Genomic DNA, 13,819 nt, shown 5'->3' with positions numbered 1-13,819 from the left:
TTTTCCAGAACGCAGACGACCGTTTTCATCACTACAGTATTATAAAGGAGAAATGAACTATGAACTGGTACTTTGCTTATCTGATTTTTGCGATGCTTGTCGGGGTCCTTGTGGGGATGACCATCTGCTGGCACGCGGGCGACCGCAACCATGCCGTGGGCGAGCTGATCATTGGGGAGCCGGACAGCGAGGATTGGCCTTACCTTTCCTTGAGCCTGGACGAGGAGGTGAAAGACTTTGAAGAAGAGGAGTACGTGGTGCTGAAAGTGAACAAGCTTGACCTGACGCGAAAATAACGGCCCCTATCATGGAGGAAACTCCAGATTTACTTTGTAAAGGAGAAATTCAAAATGGAAAACTACGAAAACAAGGAATTGCTGAAAGACGCGGCGAAGAAATCGCTGGAGAGTCTCAAAGATTTAAAGCCTGGCACAGAAGACTACGACAAGGCGGCAAACATGGCGTTGAAGCTGTATGATATGCAGCTCAAGGATGAGGCGCAGGAAAACGACAAAAACCTGAAAGAGGACGAAGAAGTGCGGAAAGTGCACGAAATGGAACTCAACAAGGAAAATTCGGAGAAAGCGCGCAGACTTGACTGGGCAAAGATCGGCGTAAAGGCGCTGACGGGTGTCGTCACGGTTGGTATGACGGTATACTGGTCGATCTGCGAGGCTGGCGGCGTAACGCAGCTGTCGAGAGCAATTGGTGAGGGAGTACGTGAATTGAAGCGAGGCTTTACGGAAAAAGAGTAAAGGAGGAACCGAGGAGGGTTCGTAGCGAAAGCTGCGGACTCTCTTTATTTTTATGCGATATCACGAGATACCACCCGAAGAGTGGACGAGCTATTACGGGAGCGTCTACCGCTGCAACCACCCGGTCTACCGCGTCTGCACGCTTTACAAGGAGCATGACAGGGGATTGTGCGTGATCCAGCAGCGATACAACGAGAAGACCAAGGCGACCTACTGGAGCGCCATTGACCCGTGGCTGACCGATAAAATTTACCTGCATGACGGTTTCAAGGAATATTTTGACAGCCACGCCAAACGGAAAAATCAAAATGGCGAATATCCCACCGTTACCGTCCGGCAGATCATGTGGGCGCTGCGGATGAAACCCATCAAGCGGGAACGCTGGGAGACAGTGTTTGACAGAAGCTTGATTTGACGCGAAAAAAACTCATTGCCTTATGGGAGAAAGCCCAAGAAAAGGAGTAAAGAGTATGAACGAATCTATTTTTAAGAAAATTTGGAACTATTCGATTACGGTTGGGCAGATGATCATGGCAGCTGCTGCAATGGCAATTGTAACCATTGTGGTGTGGCTGTTGTGTCGGGCGTTCCGACCGTCGAAAGACTGAACTTTGACGATAGGCCGGACAAACACAACTTAGGTGGGCGCTATCCCGGAGAAGAGCTGATGCGAAAGCATGGGCTCTTTCTTTTCGGCGCGAAAAATACAGCTCCCTTTATGGAGGTAAGAGGGCTTACATTGAAAGGAGAAAAACTATGATGAAAGCTATTAAGAACTTTATGAACAAACCTTGGACTTGGGGAACTTATTTTAAGCTCTGCGGAGTTGCAATGGGATTGTGGACAGCAATCGCCGGCGCATACATCGCATGGGCAAAATGGAACCAGAAAAAGGCATTGGACAAAATGATAGAGAGCAATCTGGAAGAGGACAATATCTGAAAGATCAAGCCCTCTTATCTTTTTCTCGTGAAAGGGACATCATGACAAAGACAAATAAAGAAAAATTTTATCAGGCTCAGAGACTCGTACAGGATTTGTGTCTGACCGAGGATGATACTGAAATCCAGCATTACTTAAAAGTAATAAACACATATATTTGGAAAATTATCTGGAAGTTACAGGAGGCAAAGTAATGGAGGACATTATGCACATCCAGTCGGCATTTCTGCGCAATGTAATCTCGCAGGTGATTCTGAAAGCTCTGCGAAAGAAGGGGTATCAGAGCGCAGACGTGGAGCTCAATGATATTTTCGTCAAGTACAGCGAAAATGAGAAAAAAGTACGTGTTCATTTGGACATTGATGCATTGGTGAGCAGAGGGGACCTGATGGCAATTTTGAAGCAGGCCGGAGTGCTGTGACGCGAAATTTTCAGTGTGCTTTATGAGATGGTTAGTCTCAGAATTATATTTTGGAGGTACGAACTATGAAGAAATTGATTGGAGCAATTACGGGTTGCATTGCAGCTTATTATGTGATCGACGCACTCGCCGTGGTATCTATGGCGTGTGTATGGTCCGATTTGGTACAAATGGGGCATACGCAGGCTGCAAACGAACTGAACGATACGTTTCACAAAAAGTATTGCAAGCGCGACCAAAAAGTGTTTGATTTCTTTACGGATAAGTATCTGGAAAATAAGCACTAATCATTAAGGCAAGAGCTTACGAGAAATCGTGGGCTCTTTTATTTTTCAAAATGGAGGTTGAACAATGAAACTAACGAAAACATGCGCGAAATTCCTGCGCAAGCATGGCGGAACCATCCTGGCAGTGGCGGCATCCGTAGGTGTGGTAGCAACGGCCATCGAGACCGGGCGAGCAACAACGAAGGCGCAGCACATCCTTGAAATTGACAAGGAGCTGACCAAATTCAACGAAGATGAATTTGGCGTGGTGGAAGGGCCTCCGACAAAGAGGCAAATCGTTCTGATGTGCTGGAAAGCATACGTTCCTGCGGCAATTCTGGGCGGCGGCACCATCGCCTGCATCCTGGGCTCCAATGCACTGAATAAGAAGCAGCTGGCGAGCATGACCGCGGCTTACATGGCGCTGGGAAAGACCTATCAGGAATACCGCAGGCAGGTGGCGGAGCGCTGGGGGACTGATGCCGAAAAGGACGTCTGGAAAGACGCACAGAGCGTCACAAAAGAACCGACTTCTGACATGAAGACGGAAAAACTGCTCTGCTATGAACCCATCTCGAAACGGTATTTTCATGCCACGGAAGCGGAATTGACCGATGCATTTTACACGATAAACCGCAGCTTTGCGGTGGATGGAGAGGTGTCTCTCAATGACTTCTACAGCTGCCTCGGACTGGAATATCTGCCAAATGGGGATACAACGGGCTGGTCTGCAGACTATCTGGCAAATGAGTGGGAGTATTATTGGATCGACTTCCAGTATTACAAGCAGACTACTGATGACGGCCTGGAAGTATATTATGTGGACTCGTTCCAGCCGCCTATCGAAAATTATATCGACTATGACCCCTATGCAGAATACTGTGATAAAAAGGAGAAGCAATTATGAAACACATCAACTGGTGGAGTGTGGCAAGCGTGGCACTGATGGCTGCAAGTGCGATCCTGAGCTTTGGACATGACCTGATCGAGCAGCAGAAGACCGATGAAGAGCTGCATGACATGGTGCAGGAAGAGGTACGGCGTCAGCTGGAGGAAAAGAACCAGTAAACGCGAAAAATACAGTCCCCCTTATGGAAGAGATATCCAAACTGACAAACGAAGGAGATTGGTATTTATGTACGATCACGACTATTATGCAATGTTGGACAAGGTAATGGTACGCATACTGAAGGAAGTTGCACATTCAGTGAAATACGGCTTTATGGGGCTGTATTGCTATCTGAAGAAGCAGCCGACCAGACTGTACGAATATATCTGTTACCAGATCCAACTGGAACGCGATGATCAGCGTGATACAGAAATTCGGTTTCGGAATTTGAAACGGAATGGTCGAATCTGAAAGGTAAGAGCTGTAGAGAAATCTATAGCTCTTTCTTTTATATTTCAGGGAGGTACGAACATGAAACTTAAAACGGTTACCCGGGCTGCCGGGCGGATGCTGAACAAGAATGCATCCAAGATCCTGTTGGGCTTCGGCATCGCGGGCGCATTTATGGCGGTCGGCTTTGCCGTGGAAGCAACCCCGAAGGCGATGATCCTGCTGGAGAACAAGAAAAAAGAGCTTGGCGTCGAAAAGCTGGACGTGAAGACCATCGTGAAGACGGCAGGCCCTGTTTATATTCCGACTGCAGTGAGCCTTGGCATCTCGACCGTGTGCGCGGTGGGGGCTCTAAAGGTAGAGAACAAGCAGAACGCTGCGCTTGCGGCGGCCTGCACACTCTCGGAGACGGCATTGCGGACGTATCAGGACAAAGTTCTGGAGACCATCGGCCCGGTGAAAGAACAGCAGATCCGGGAGGCCGTGACCCTCGACAAGATGGCAAAAACGCCGGAACCTGCGGTAATCCCCCATGCGAAAGGAATCAATCTGGATGCGAGTGAGGCATACGGCAAGACGATCAAGTGCTGGGAAAGCCTTTCCGGGAGGCCTTTCTGGTCAACGCAGAACGCAATCGAGAAAGCCATCAACGGCGCAAACAAGCAGCTGTTGAGCGATTCCTGTCTGACGGAGAACGATCTGTTTGACTATCTCGGTATCGAGCATAACCACAACGGCGATCTGCTGGGCTGGGATACCGATACTACACTGGGCATCGAAACATTCTACTCTTCCAAGTTGGATGACGACGGGATGCCCTGCCTGGTGCTGGATTATCGCACTCCGCCCAAGTGGCTGGGGTATTGATATTTTCGATACCCCGTGTAGGCGCGAAAAATACAGCTCCCCTTATGGAGGTAATACTCCGACATTATAAACTTTAAGAAAAGAAAGAGGTAACTATTATGGACGAAATGAACATGAACGAGACTACTGTTATGGAGAACGAGAACTCTGTTGAGGTCGTTCCGGAGGAGAATGTTCAGATGATCGAAAACGAGGAGACTTCGGGTATGAATCTGAAGCTTGCGATTGGCGTGGCTGCAATTGCCGGTGCCGCTGTGATTGGCGGGATCAAGCACTTGAAGAACAAGAAGAGCAAGACGGAAGAGGACAAGCCGAAGACCAAGAAGAAGATTCATCTGCGTGCTCCCTGGACGGTGGAAGAGGTCGTTGAGCCTGACGTGGAGAACGTTTCTGAGAACGTCGAGGAGACTTCTGAGGAAGAATAATGTTTGATGAAGCGAGAGCTTACGAGAAATCGTGGGCTCTTACTTTTTGTTTTTGAAAGGATGACAACATGGCACAAGTAGATATGCCGAAATCCAGCATTGGGCAAAAGCCTGCAGAACCGCAGAAGAAGTTCCAGAAGGTGGTCAAGGGAAAAGTGACCGTTAAGGAACAGAACGACATCCAGAAGCTGGCGAGCGATTTCCTGGCAGAGGACCTGAAGACCGTGAAAGACCGTATCATCGCGGATTATCTGCTGCCGATGCTGAAAAATGGCATCTGGAGTATTTTTAATTCGGCAGTCAGCATCGCGCTCTGGGGCGAAGACCGCTCCCGTGGCAGCTCCACGAACTATTCCGGCTCCCGCACCCAGCGCAACAGCTACGATGGGTATTACCAGGGAAGCCGTGGCCCGCAGAGCCCGAACCAGCCGACACGCAGGAGCTTACAGAATCTCGATTTTGAAAATCGGGGCGATGCAGACGACACGCTGAACCAGATGTACGGCTCGATCCGGGAATATGACCGGGTATCCGTCGGCGACCTGTGGGACCTGATGGGCGTTACCCCCGACAACACGGACTACAATTACGGCTGGCATAACCTTGATGGTGCTTACATCAAGGGCATCCCGGGAGGGTACCGCCTGATCCTGCCCCGGCCCGTACCGCTGCACTAAATAGAAAGGATTGATATTTTATGAAGTTTCTTAAAAAGATCGACAAAAGTGAACTCATGGGCAAAGTGACCCGTGCGGCATCCAAATACGGCTACAAGCTGAAGAAAGCAAGCCCGACTATCATGATTGTGGGGGCTGCTGTGGGCGGTGTGACCGCTACCGTGCTGGCATGCAAGGCGACCATCAAGGCGCAGGATATTCTGAAAGAGCACAATGCTGCGGTCCAGACCATCCACGATACCAAGGCCAAGATCGACAGCGGGGAACTCGTGCTGGGTGAAGGGGAAACCTACACCGAGAATGAGTTCAAAAACGATATTACGACTGCCTACGTCCATACCGGCGTGGCACTGGCCAAGGTCTATGCCCCTGCAGTGGGCCTGGGCGTTGCATCGCTCGGCTGCATGTTTGGCTCCCACCACATCATGACCAAGCGGAACGCCAGCCTGACTGCCGCTTACATCGCGCTGGACAAGGCGTTTGAGGAATACCGAACCCGTGTGACGGACCGTTTCGGTGACCGTGTGCAGCAGGAACTGGAGCACAACGTGAAAGCCGTGGAGATCGAGAACAAAAAGACCGACGAGAACGGCGTGGAAGAGACCATCAAGCAGTACACGGACGTGGCGATGGCGCACACCAGCCTTACACCTGCATCTTTGATGAGACGGTGGACACCTGGCAGGCTGACAACCAGCTGAACCGCAACTACCTTTTCCTGATGGAGCAGGCGGCAAACAAGCGGCTGCGCATCCAGGGGCACCTGTTCCTGAACGACGTTCTGAGCAGCATCGGCACGCACGGCGGTGTGACCATGAAGACCCCGGAAGGGCAGATCGTGGGCTGGATCTATGACCCGAACGATGAGACCCGACAGAACCACGTGGATTTCGGTGTGACGAACTACGTGGAGGGAGACGACGCGCTGAACAGCTTTATCAGAGGCGATGAGCGGAGCGTGATGCTGCGGTTCAACTGCGACGGTCCCATCATCGACAAGATCTGAGACTGATATTTTGGAGGGATACGCTATGACCAGATTCGTTAAGAGACTGTCTTACCTGTTTGCTGCCATGGCCGGAGTCTGTTTCGTCTCTGGTCTGGCGGTCCTTTCGGAGTGAGGTGGCCTATGGACAGTTTGGAAAGCATGTTTCTATTTCTGGACTATCTGACCGATACCAAACGCAAGCGCCATGTGGTGGGAGGCATTCTGATGAGTGTCTCCCTTTTCTTTGGCGGGATGGCTTTTACGATGCTGAGCATCAAAGGAGAAGAAAATGAACAAGACCATTCGTGATATTTTGATCTTCGCGGCAGGCTTTGCCGGAGGCGCATATTTTATGCACACGATGCTGCTGAAAAAGTATCAGGAGTATGCGGACACCCAGATCGAGGACGTCCGGGAGCACTACGCACAGAAAGAGGCCGACATGGACAAAACCATTGAAGAAAAGGCTACCCTGAAGAGCTTTGAGCAGCTGACAGGGAAGTACCGCACTGAGTCTGACCCGGAGCCTGTTGCACATGCTGCGATCGAGATCATCCAGCCGGATGACTTTGGCTCCGAGGACGACTACGAGACGAGCTTCATGACGTACTATGCGGATGGCAAGCTGGTATTTGATGGAGAAAATGAACCGCTGGATGTGGATGATATTTCCAAAACCATCGGCAGCGAAGCACTGAAGCATTTCGGCGAGTACATGCCCAGCGCCGTCCACGTCCGCAACAACAACTATCACAAGGATTATGAAATCATCCAGTCCAGACAGAACTGGGAGGAGGAAGAATGATTTTTTCGGAGACTGCAGAGCAGTATCATGACTGGCTCTACAAAATTGTATGCGGGGAATGGGAGCCTCGGAATCTCTCATTTCACCGCCTGCTGACGTTTTTGTTCAACAAAAATTATATTCCGGCCTGCGAGATGGACGGCTGCAGAGCTACTGACGGTATCAATCTGCGGTACCGCTTTGCCACAGAGAGTAATATCCCGTATGGAAAGATCGACGCAGCATTTCAGGGGATTCCGTGCAGCATGCTGGAGATGATGGTGGCGTTGGCCATCCGCACCGAAGAGCACATCATGGAGGATTCCAACGCGGGAAACCGTGTGGGCCAGTGGTTTTGGAACATGGTGGTGAGCCTGGGGCTTGCTGCCATGGACGACAGTCGCTTCCACGAGGAACGCGCTGACTCCGTCATCGACCGCTTTATGTGCAGAGACTACCAGCCGAACGGTGCCGGTGGCCTGTTCACGCTGAACCATCCGACCAAAGACATGCGCCAGATTGATATTTGGTATCAGCTGATGAACTGGTTGAATGAGAATGAGTGTTGATGACATATGTATCAAAAATTTGCATCTCGATGGAGGGAGTAGTCGAACAAGCGATAGATGAATCCCACGTCCTGATACGAATCACATCATGCCGAGATAGTTCACACATTGGGCGGCTGATATTAGTTGACCCTAAATATTGGAGGAAAAAAGATCATGGATATGACAAATGTTATGTACGAACTGGCCGAAAGCAAAGCCTCTCTGCAGATTGCGGACGGCATGATCGAGGCCATGAACCAGCGGGTGAGGAAGCTGAATAACAAGTGCATCCGTAAGAACCTGCTCATTGGCGGTCTGATTTGGTTCGGTGCCACCACCTGCAAGATGCTGGGCGAGAGCGACAAGAAGCGCAAGGAAGCGGAAGAGGCAGCGCGCAACCTCCATGCAGAGCTGGTGTACGTCCATCAGGCACTGGATGAGGCAAACCGCAAGAACGCCGAACAGTTCTGGGCAGAAAACAGTGCGGCTGAACCGGAACCCGAAAAAGATATCTGCTGCGATGGTAAGGCGACCATTACCAAAAAGCCGGAATAAATGCATGGAAAGGAGGAAGTCAGTTCGTCATGATTGATTTCCTGATGATCGCGACCCGGACAGGAAAGCGGGGTGTGATCGAGATTTATCCCAAGTTTATCATCAAAAAATCGAAAGATTTGATGATTCGGGGTTCTGATTTCTATGCAGTCTGGCTGGAAGAACGAGGCCTTTGGAGCACCGATGAACAGGATGCACTGCAGCTTATCGACCGGGAGCTTGATCTGTATGTGCAGGAGCATAAGCAGACCATGACGGATGGATTCCGCGTGCTGCATATGTGGGATGCGGAGTCCGGTATGATTGATAACTGGCACAAATACTGTCAGCGGCAGATGCGGGACAGCTTCCACATGCTCGATGACTCCTTGATATTTGCGAACACCACGGTCAAAAAAGACAGCTATGCATCCAAACGGCTGCCGTATCCGCTGGAAGAGGGGAGTATCAGCGCCTATGACGAGCTCATGGGCACTTTATATTCCAAAGAAGAGCGCATGAAGATCGAATGGGCGATCGGAGCCATCGTGAACGGCGACTCCAAGAAGCTCCAGAAGTTCTTGGTGCTCTACGGCCCTCCAGGAAGCGGCAAATCCACGGTGCTGAACATCGTACAGAAGCTGTTTGACGGATATTGGTCTGTTTTCGATTCTAAGGCACTGGGGTCTGCATCAAATGCGTTTGCGCTGGAAGCGTTCAAATCGAACCCGTTGATCGCGATCCAACACGATGGCGACCTCTCGCGTATCGAGGACAACACAAGGCTGAACTCTCTGGTTTCCCACGAAACGATGATGGTCAACGAGAAGTTCCGAAGCGCTTATGCGAACCAGTTCAAGTGCTTTATGTTTCTGGGCACCAATAAGCCGGTCAAGATCACCGATGCAAAATCAGGTCTGATCCGGCGACTCATCGACGTGGAACCCAGTGGGGAGAAGATCCCGGCAAAAAAGTACCGCGACCTGGTGGCCAAAGTGGATTTCGAGCTGGGCGGCATCGCATGGTACTGCAAACAGGTATACGAAAAGAACAAGCATCTCTACGACGATTATGTTCCGACCCGTATGCTGGGCGCGTCCAATGATTTCTACAACTTTATGCTCGACTCCTATTATATTTTCAAGAAAGAGGACGGGGTTTCCCTGAAACGAGCCTGGGCGATGTACGACACCTACAACCAGGAGGCAAAGGTGGCGTATCCTTACTCGCGTAGAGCGTTTCGAGAGGAACTCATGAACTACTTCTCGGATTATAAGGAGCGGGCTGAAGATGTGAACGGAGAACGGGTGCGCAGCTACTACAGTGGTTTCAAGTACGAAAAGTTCAAAGAGTTTTTGGATACCCCGGAGAAAGCAGAAGAACCCGCTGCGGACTCCGGGGCGTCCTGGATTGAGTTCAAAGAGCGGCATTCTCTCTTTGATGATATTTGCAAGGATTGTCCGGCGCAATATGCGAACGAAAATGGCACTCCTACGCAAAAGTGGGAGAATGTCCGAAGCAAATTGTCCGGGCTGGACACTTCGAGGCTACACTATGTGAAAGTCCCGGAGAACCATATTGTCATTGACTTTGATATTCCGGGGTCAGATGGAGCAAAGAGTTTTGAGCGAAACCTTGAAGCTGCTTCCCAATGGCCCCGGACCTATGCGGAACTGAGTAAATCGGGTGCCGGCATCCACCTGCATTATATTTACACGGGCGACGCGACAAAGCTGAGCAGGATCTATGACGAGAACATTGAGATCAAGGTGTTCTCGGGGAAATCCTCGCTGCGGCGAAAGTTGTCAAAGTGCAATGACATTCCCATCGCGAACATCAGCAGTGGCCTGCCATTAAAGGGAGAAAAAGCAATGGTTGATACAAAGCAGATTCAGGATGAGCGGCACCTGCGTGTCCTCATCAAAAAAGCCCTCGCCAAAGAGATCAGCCTTATACCAAGCCCAGCGTAGACTTTATTGCTCACATCATGGATGAGGCCTATGAGGGAAATGTGCGGTATAACGTCGATGATATGCGAAACGCGATCCTCAGTTTTGCCGCCAGCAGCACGAATCAGGCAGAGGCGTGCCTGAAGATCGTGTCCAAGATGCATTTTAAATCCAAAGACGACTTGGAGGCAGAAGCGCCTACAGGGGACGAAAAACCCATCATCTTTCTGGACTGTGAGGTCTTCCCCAACCTGCTGCTCGTAAACTGGAAGTTTGCCAAGCAGGAAAAGGTCTACCGCATGATTAACCCGGCGCCTGCAGAAATTGAGAATCTGACGAAGTATCGTATCATCGGCTTCAATAACCGTAAGTACGATAACCATATTCTCTGGGCACGGATGATCGGAATGTCCATCGAGCAGATCTATGCACTGTCGAATCAGATCGTCAACCAGCATACGGGCTTCTTCGGAGAGGCGTACAACCTCTCGTACACTGATATTTACGATTTCTCGTCGAAAAAACAGAGCCTGAAGAAGTTTGAGATCGAGCTGGGCATTCACCACCAGGAATTGGGCCTTCCGTGGGATCAGCCGGTACCGAAGAGCCTGTGGGATAAAGTTGCGGAATACTGTGACAATGACGTGATCGCAACAGAAGCGCTGTTTTATTCCAAAGACCGTCAGGCAGATTTCGTGGCACGTGAGATTCTGGCAGACCTGGCTGGGATGACGGTCAATGACACGACGAACAGCCTTACTACACGGATCATCTTTGGTAAGGAAAAGCACCCCAAGCTGGTCTACACCGACCTGGCCACAGGTAAATCTGATGAGGTGGTGGAAGTAGAGCCTGATATTTTGACGGACCACAACATCATCAATGCGTTTCCGGGGTATGAGTTCGTACGCGGCGATGATGGAAAGATGCACAATATGTTCCGTGGTACCGATTTGGGCATGGGCGGCTATGTGTATGCAGAACCAAACATGTACTACAATGTGGCACTGCTGGATGTTGCCTCCCTGCATCCACATTCTGCAGTGGCCATGAACTACTTTGGAGACTACACCAAGCATTTCAACGACCTGATGGATGTACGTATCTATGTGAAACATGGAGAATATGACAAGGCCAAGACATTGTTTGGCGGCAAGCTGGCCAAGTATCTGGATGACCCCGGGCAGGCAAAAGCATTGGCTCAGGCACTGAAAATCGCCATCAATTCGGTTTATGGCCTGACGTCGGCCACTTTTGATAATCCGTTCCGCAACCCCAAGAACGCCAACAACATTGTGGCGCTTCGAGGGGCTTTATTTATGCGCACCCTGCAGGATGAAGTTGCTAACCGCGGCTTCGCAGTAGCGCATATCAAGACGGATTCCATCAAGATTCCCGGTGCAACACCTGAGATCATCGACTTCTGCATGAAATTTGCAACCAAGTACGGCTATACCTTTGAGCACGAGGCCACCTACGAGAAGATGTGCCTGGTGAACAATGCGGTTTATATTGCCAAGTACATGGATGCAGACAAATGCAAGGACCAATACGGGTATATCCCGGAGAAAAACGAGAAGAAAGGCGGAAAATGGACGGCCACGGGCACACAGTTCCAGATCCCGTATGTCTTCAAGACGCTGTTCTCGAAGGACCCCATCGTCTTCAACGACCTGTGCGAGACAAAAAGTGTCTCCAAGGGTGCCATCTATCTCGACAAGAACGAGGATCTGCCCGAGGGCGAACACGATTATATTTTTGTGGGCCGCGTTGGGCAGTTCTGTCCGATCATGCCTGGCGCAGGTGGTGCACTGCTTCTGCGTGAAACCGGGGTTGATGATGCCGGCGAGCGAAAGTATGCTTCTGTGACCGGAGCGAAGGACTACCGATGGCTGGAAAGCGAGATGGTGTATCAGCTTCACATGGAGGAGTCCATCAACAAGGACTACTTCAACAAGGAAGTAAACGATGCCGTTAAGGAAATCTCGAAATATGGAGACTTCGAGTGGTTCGTCGCAGATGATTCGGGTGAATCGCCCTGGCAAAAGCCTGATATTCCGTGGGATGACGTGCAGGAAGAAGCTGCACAGAATTTTGATAGGAGATGAGATTTATGGGATACGGAAGACTGTTTAGCTCGGATGGCAAATATATGGACCAGGTTTCTAATTTTTACCGCAAAGTTGATGATAACAAAATGTACATCGAAACGGACAATGGGCGCAGCTTGACTTTCAATCCCGGCGATTTGCTGCGAGACAAACAAGGCGACTGGCATATTAGGAGTATGCCCGACTTTTATAGCCTCGCTGATATTGTTGATGCGAACTTCAAGAGAGAAGTAAAGAGGGAGACTGCTATGAACGCTGGTTCGATCAAAAATGTTATCTTTAACCCTCCGGCCACGGTTGTCTACTGGACGGATGGCACCAAGACCGTTGTGAAGTGCAACGAGAATGATATTTTCGACCCGGAAAAGGGGCTGGCACTGGCCGTTGCAAAGCGCTGCGCTGGCAACCATGGTGCATATTACACTGAGATCCGGAATTGGGTCGAGAAATGCTGGAAGGGCAACCCCAACAAGCCCTGCACGGCGGAACACTCCGCCAATCTCGACGCCGTAAAGGCCTCCATCGAAAAGATGAATCGCATTTTCGATGAGATCATCGATGGGACTGTTGCGGGCAATCCGGCCAGGTTTATGAAGAAACTGTGCGAGATGAAGGCTAACCTTGCCGTGATGGAACAGGAACTGTATAAGTAAAGGAGAATGATATTTATGTATACCAAGCGTCAGAAAGTCAATATCGACGATACTCGTTTTATTTTTAATACCAACTTCTCGGGTGACCCGAGCCGCGACCGCTTTGGCTCCAGCACCCGGCGTGTCAATGTGGTGATCCCGACTCGGGAGCTTGCAGACCATCTGGTGTCGCTGGGTGTCAAAGTCAAGGAAACCCACCCGAACCCGGAGCGCACCTATGATGAGCCCTATGTGCCGACGCTGTACGTCCCGGTCAATGTCAATATGGATTCCAAGTGGCCGCCGCGCGTCTATTGGATCACCACCTCCGGCAAGCGGCTTCTCTGCAATGCGGAAACGGTCGGCCAGCTCGACTTTATCCGCGTCAAGAATGTCTGCCTGCAGGCTAATCTCGTGGAGAAGAAGAACTTCCCCGGGGAGTACAGCCTGTATGCGGATGTGATGTATGTTGAGCAGGATGCTGATGCTGATCCGTATGCAGAGCGCTATGCCCGCTATGCAGCACCGGAAGCAGATATGGCCGAGCCGAACGACCCTAATGATATTCCGTTCTAAGG

General features: G+C 50.5%; 22 protein-coding genes and 1 pseudogene. All 23 read left to right on the top strand.

Features of this window, described 5'->3' with window-relative positions:
• Positions 1–59: 59 nt before the first annotated feature.
• The 23 genes and pseudogenes from DXA70_RS06630 to DXA70_RS06535 all read left to right on the top strand — a co-directional run bounded on the left by DXA70_RS06630 (position 60) and on the right by DXA70_RS06535 (position 13,817).
• Positions 60–296 (top strand): hypothetical protein, encoded by a 237-nt coding sequence (locus DXA70_RS06630; protein WP_128117987.1) that lies wholly within the window; start codon positions 60–62, stop codon positions 294–296.
• 54 nt (positions 297–350) lie between these two features.
• Entirely contained in the window at positions 351–755 is a 405-nt protein-coding gene (locus tag DXA70_RS06625; protein WP_128117986.1) for a hypothetical protein, read from the top strand.
• Positions 756–807: 52 nt separating this feature from the next.
• On the top strand, positions 808–1,170 hold the full coding sequence (locus DXA70_RS06620; protein ID WP_128117985.1) for a hypothetical protein: 363 nt from the start codon (positions 808–810) through the stop codon (positions 1,168–1,170).
• 55 nt (positions 1,171–1,225) lie between these two features.
• Positions 1,226–1,363: a hypothetical protein gene (locus tag DXA70_RS13620; RefSeq protein ID WP_158565143.1), complete on the top strand. Its 138-nt coding sequence runs from the start codon at positions 1,226–1,228 to the stop codon at positions 1,361–1,363.
• 148 nt (positions 1,364–1,511) lie between these two features.
• Positions 1,512–1,697 (top strand): hypothetical protein, encoded by a 186-nt coding sequence (locus DXA70_RS06615; protein WP_128117984.1) that lies wholly within the window; start codon positions 1,512–1,514, stop codon positions 1,695–1,697.
• 193 nt (positions 1,698–1,890) lie between these two features.
• On the top strand, positions 1,891–2,118 hold the full coding sequence (locus DXA70_RS06610) for a hypothetical protein (protein WP_128117983.1): 228 nt from the start codon (positions 1,891–1,893) through the stop codon (positions 2,116–2,118).
• Positions 2,119–2,183: 65 nt separating this feature from the next.
• The gene (locus DXA70_RS06605) at positions 2,184–2,405 is read left to right on the top strand and encodes a hypothetical protein (protein ID WP_128117982.1); all 222 of its coding nucleotides are present in this window, start codon (positions 2,184–2,186) and stop codon (positions 2,403–2,405) included.
• Between the two features lie 64 nt (positions 2,406–2,469).
• Positions 2,470–3,291, top strand: a complete 822-nt coding sequence (locus DXA70_RS06600) for a DUF6353 family protein (RefSeq protein ID WP_128117981.1) — start codon at positions 2,470–2,472, stop codon at positions 3,289–3,291.
• The gene (locus tag DXA70_RS13615) at positions 3,288–3,452 is read left to right on the top strand and encodes a hypothetical protein (RefSeq protein ID WP_158565142.1); all 165 of its coding nucleotides are present in this window, start codon (positions 3,288–3,290) and stop codon (positions 3,450–3,452) included. Before DXA70_RS06600 ends, DXA70_RS13615 begins: the two co-directional genes overlap by 4 nt.
• A gap of 67 nt (positions 3,453–3,519) precedes the next feature.
• Positions 3,520–3,744, top strand: coding sequence for a hypothetical protein (locus DXA70_RS06595; protein ID WP_128117980.1), 225 nt, complete (start codon positions 3,520–3,522; stop codon positions 3,742–3,744).
• A 60-nt stretch (positions 3,745–3,804) separates the two neighbouring features.
• Positions 3,805–4,590 carry a DUF6353 family protein gene (locus tag DXA70_RS06590; protein ID WP_128117979.1) on the top strand — a complete coding sequence of 262 codons (786 nt, stop codon included), beginning with the start codon at positions 3,805–3,807 and terminating at the stop codon, positions 4,588–4,590.
• A 98-nt stretch (positions 4,591–4,688) separates the two neighbouring features.
• On the top strand, positions 4,689–5,015 hold the full coding sequence (locus DXA70_RS06585; RefSeq protein WP_128117978.1) for a hypothetical protein: 327 nt from the start codon (positions 4,689–4,691) through the stop codon (positions 5,013–5,015).
• A gap of 68 nt (positions 5,016–5,083) precedes the next feature.
• Positions 5,084–5,692, top strand: a complete 609-nt coding sequence (locus tag DXA70_RS06580) for a hypothetical protein (RefSeq protein WP_128117977.1) — start codon at positions 5,084–5,086, stop codon at positions 5,690–5,692.
• Positions 5,693–5,712: 20 nt separating this feature from the next.
• Entirely contained in the window at positions 5,713–6,393 is a 681-nt protein-coding gene (locus DXA70_RS06575) for a DUF6353 family protein (protein WP_128117976.1), read from the top strand.
• Positions 6,336–6,698, top strand: a pseudogene (locus DXA70_RS06570) (DUF6353 family protein); the annotation flags it as partial. The gene DXA70_RS06575 and the pseudogene DXA70_RS06570, both read left to right, overlap by 58 nt.
• A 123-nt stretch (positions 6,699–6,821) precedes the next feature.
• Positions 6,822–6,989 carry a histidine kinase gene (locus tag DXA70_RS06565; RefSeq protein ID WP_128117974.1) on the top strand — a complete coding sequence of 56 codons (168 nt, stop codon included), beginning with the start codon at positions 6,822–6,824 and terminating at the stop codon, positions 6,987–6,989.
• On the top strand, positions 6,970–7,485 hold the full coding sequence (locus DXA70_RS06560; RefSeq protein ID WP_128117973.1) for a hypothetical protein: 516 nt from the start codon (positions 6,970–6,972) through the stop codon (positions 7,483–7,485). The genes DXA70_RS06565 and DXA70_RS06560 overlap by 20 nt, the downstream gene beginning before the upstream one ends.
• A complete protein-coding gene (locus tag DXA70_RS06555; RefSeq protein ID WP_128117972.1) occupies positions 7,482–8,033 on the top strand; it encodes a hypothetical protein in 552 nt (183 codons plus the stop codon). The genes DXA70_RS06560 and DXA70_RS06555 overlap by 4 nt, the downstream gene beginning before the upstream one ends.
• Positions 8,034–8,189: 156 nt before the next feature.
• A complete protein-coding gene (locus DXA70_RS06550; RefSeq protein ID WP_128117971.1) occupies positions 8,190–8,570 on the top strand; it encodes a hypothetical protein in 381 nt (126 codons plus the stop codon).
• Positions 8,571–8,599: 29 nt separating this feature from the next.
• A complete protein-coding gene (locus DXA70_RS15375; protein WP_347553509.1) occupies positions 8,600–10,519 on the top strand; it encodes a DUF5906 domain-containing protein in 1,920 nt (639 codons plus the stop codon).
• Between the two features lie 41 nt (positions 10,520–10,560).
• Positions 10,561–12,606, top strand: coding sequence for a hypothetical protein (locus DXA70_RS15370; protein ID WP_347553508.1), 2,046 nt, complete (start codon positions 10,561–10,563; stop codon positions 12,604–12,606).
• Positions 12,607–12,611: 5 nt separating this feature from the next.
• Positions 12,612–13,262, top strand: coding sequence for a hypothetical protein (locus DXA70_RS06540; protein ID WP_128117970.1), 651 nt, complete (start codon positions 12,612–12,614; stop codon positions 13,260–13,262).
• Between the two features lie 15 nt (positions 13,263–13,277).
• Positions 13,278–13,817: a hypothetical protein gene (locus DXA70_RS06535; protein ID WP_128117969.1), complete on the top strand. Its 540-nt coding sequence runs from the start codon at positions 13,278–13,280 to the stop codon at positions 13,815–13,817.
• Positions 13,818–13,819 lie beyond the last annotated feature (2 nt).

This window comes from Faecalibacterium sp. OF04-11AC, from assembly GCF_003460645.1.
Taxonomy (GTDB): domain Bacteria; phylum Bacillota; class Clostridia; order Oscillospirales; family Ruminococcaceae; genus Faecalibacterium; species Faecalibacterium prausnitzii_I.
The sequence above is the reverse complement of the archived record's forward strand: the minus strand, read 5'-3'. Positions and strand labels throughout refer to the sequence as shown.

Excerpts from the sequence above, each read along its gene's own strand:
- DXA70_RS06535 (WP_128117969.1), top strand. The coding sequence starts at position 13,278 with ATGTATACCAAGCGTCAGAAAGTCAATATCGACGATACTCGTTTTATT.
- DXA70_RS06555 (WP_128117972.1), top strand. The coding sequence starts at position 7,482 with ATGATTTTTTCGGAGACTGCAGAGCAGTATCATGACTGGCTCTACAAA.
- DXA70_RS06560 (WP_128117973.1), top strand. The coding sequence starts at position 6,970 with ATGAACAAGACCATTCGTGATATTTTGATCTTCGCGGCAGGCTTTGCC.
- DXA70_RS06590 (WP_128117979.1), top strand. The coding sequence starts at position 3,805 with ATGAAACTTAAAACGGTTACCCGGGCTGCCGGGCGGATGCTGAACAAG.
- DXA70_RS06620 (WP_128117985.1), top strand. The coding sequence starts at position 808 with ATGCGATATCACGAGATACCACCCGAAGAGTGGACGAGCTATTACGGG.
- DXA70_RS06575 (WP_128117976.1), top strand. The coding sequence starts at position 5,713 with ATGAAGTTTCTTAAAAAGATCGACAAAAGTGAACTCATGGGCAAAGTG.
- DXA70_RS06610 (WP_128117983.1), top strand. The coding sequence starts at position 1,891 with ATGGAGGACATTATGCACATCCAGTCGGCATTTCTGCGCAATGTAATC.
- DXA70_RS06550 (WP_128117971.1), top strand. The coding sequence starts at position 8,190 with ATGGATATGACAAATGTTATGTACGAACTGGCCGAAAGCAAAGCCTCT.
- DXA70_RS06630 (WP_128117987.1), top strand. The coding sequence starts at position 60 with ATGAACTGGTACTTTGCTTATCTGATTTTTGCGATGCTTGTCGGGGTC.
- DXA70_RS06615 (WP_128117984.1), top strand. The coding sequence starts at position 1,512 with ATGATGAAAGCTATTAAGAACTTTATGAACAAACCTTGGACTTGGGGA.
- DXA70_RS15375 (WP_347553509.1), top strand. The coding sequence starts at position 8,600 with ATGATTGATTTCCTGATGATCGCGACCCGGACAGGAAAGCGGGGTGTG.
- DXA70_RS06540 (WP_128117970.1), top strand. The coding sequence starts at position 12,612 with ATGGGATACGGAAGACTGTTTAGCTCGGATGGCAAATATATGGACCAG.
- DXA70_RS13620 (WP_158565143.1), top strand. The coding sequence starts at position 1,226 with ATGAACGAATCTATTTTTAAGAAAATTTGGAACTATTCGATTACGGTT.
- DXA70_RS06565 (WP_128117974.1), top strand. The coding sequence starts at position 6,822 with ATGGACAGTTTGGAAAGCATGTTTCTATTTCTGGACTATCTGACCGAT.
- DXA70_RS06595 (WP_128117980.1), top strand. The coding sequence starts at position 3,520 with ATGTACGATCACGACTATTATGCAATGTTGGACAAGGTAATGGTACGC.
- DXA70_RS06625 (WP_128117986.1), top strand. The coding sequence starts at position 351 with ATGGAAAACTACGAAAACAAGGAATTGCTGAAAGACGCGGCGAAGAAA.
- DXA70_RS06580 (WP_128117977.1), top strand. The coding sequence starts at position 5,084 with ATGGCACAAGTAGATATGCCGAAATCCAGCATTGGGCAAAAGCCTGCA.
- DXA70_RS06605 (WP_128117982.1), top strand. The coding sequence starts at position 2,184 with ATGAAGAAATTGATTGGAGCAATTACGGGTTGCATTGCAGCTTATTAT.
- DXA70_RS06585 (WP_128117978.1), top strand. The coding sequence starts at position 4,689 with ATGGACGAAATGAACATGAACGAGACTACTGTTATGGAGAACGAGAAC.
- DXA70_RS06600 (WP_128117981.1), top strand. The coding sequence starts at position 2,470 with ATGAAACTAACGAAAACATGCGCGAAATTCCTGCGCAAGCATGGCGGA.
- DXA70_RS13615 (WP_158565142.1), top strand. The coding sequence starts at position 3,288 with ATGAAACACATCAACTGGTGGAGTGTGGCAAGCGTGGCACTGATGGCT.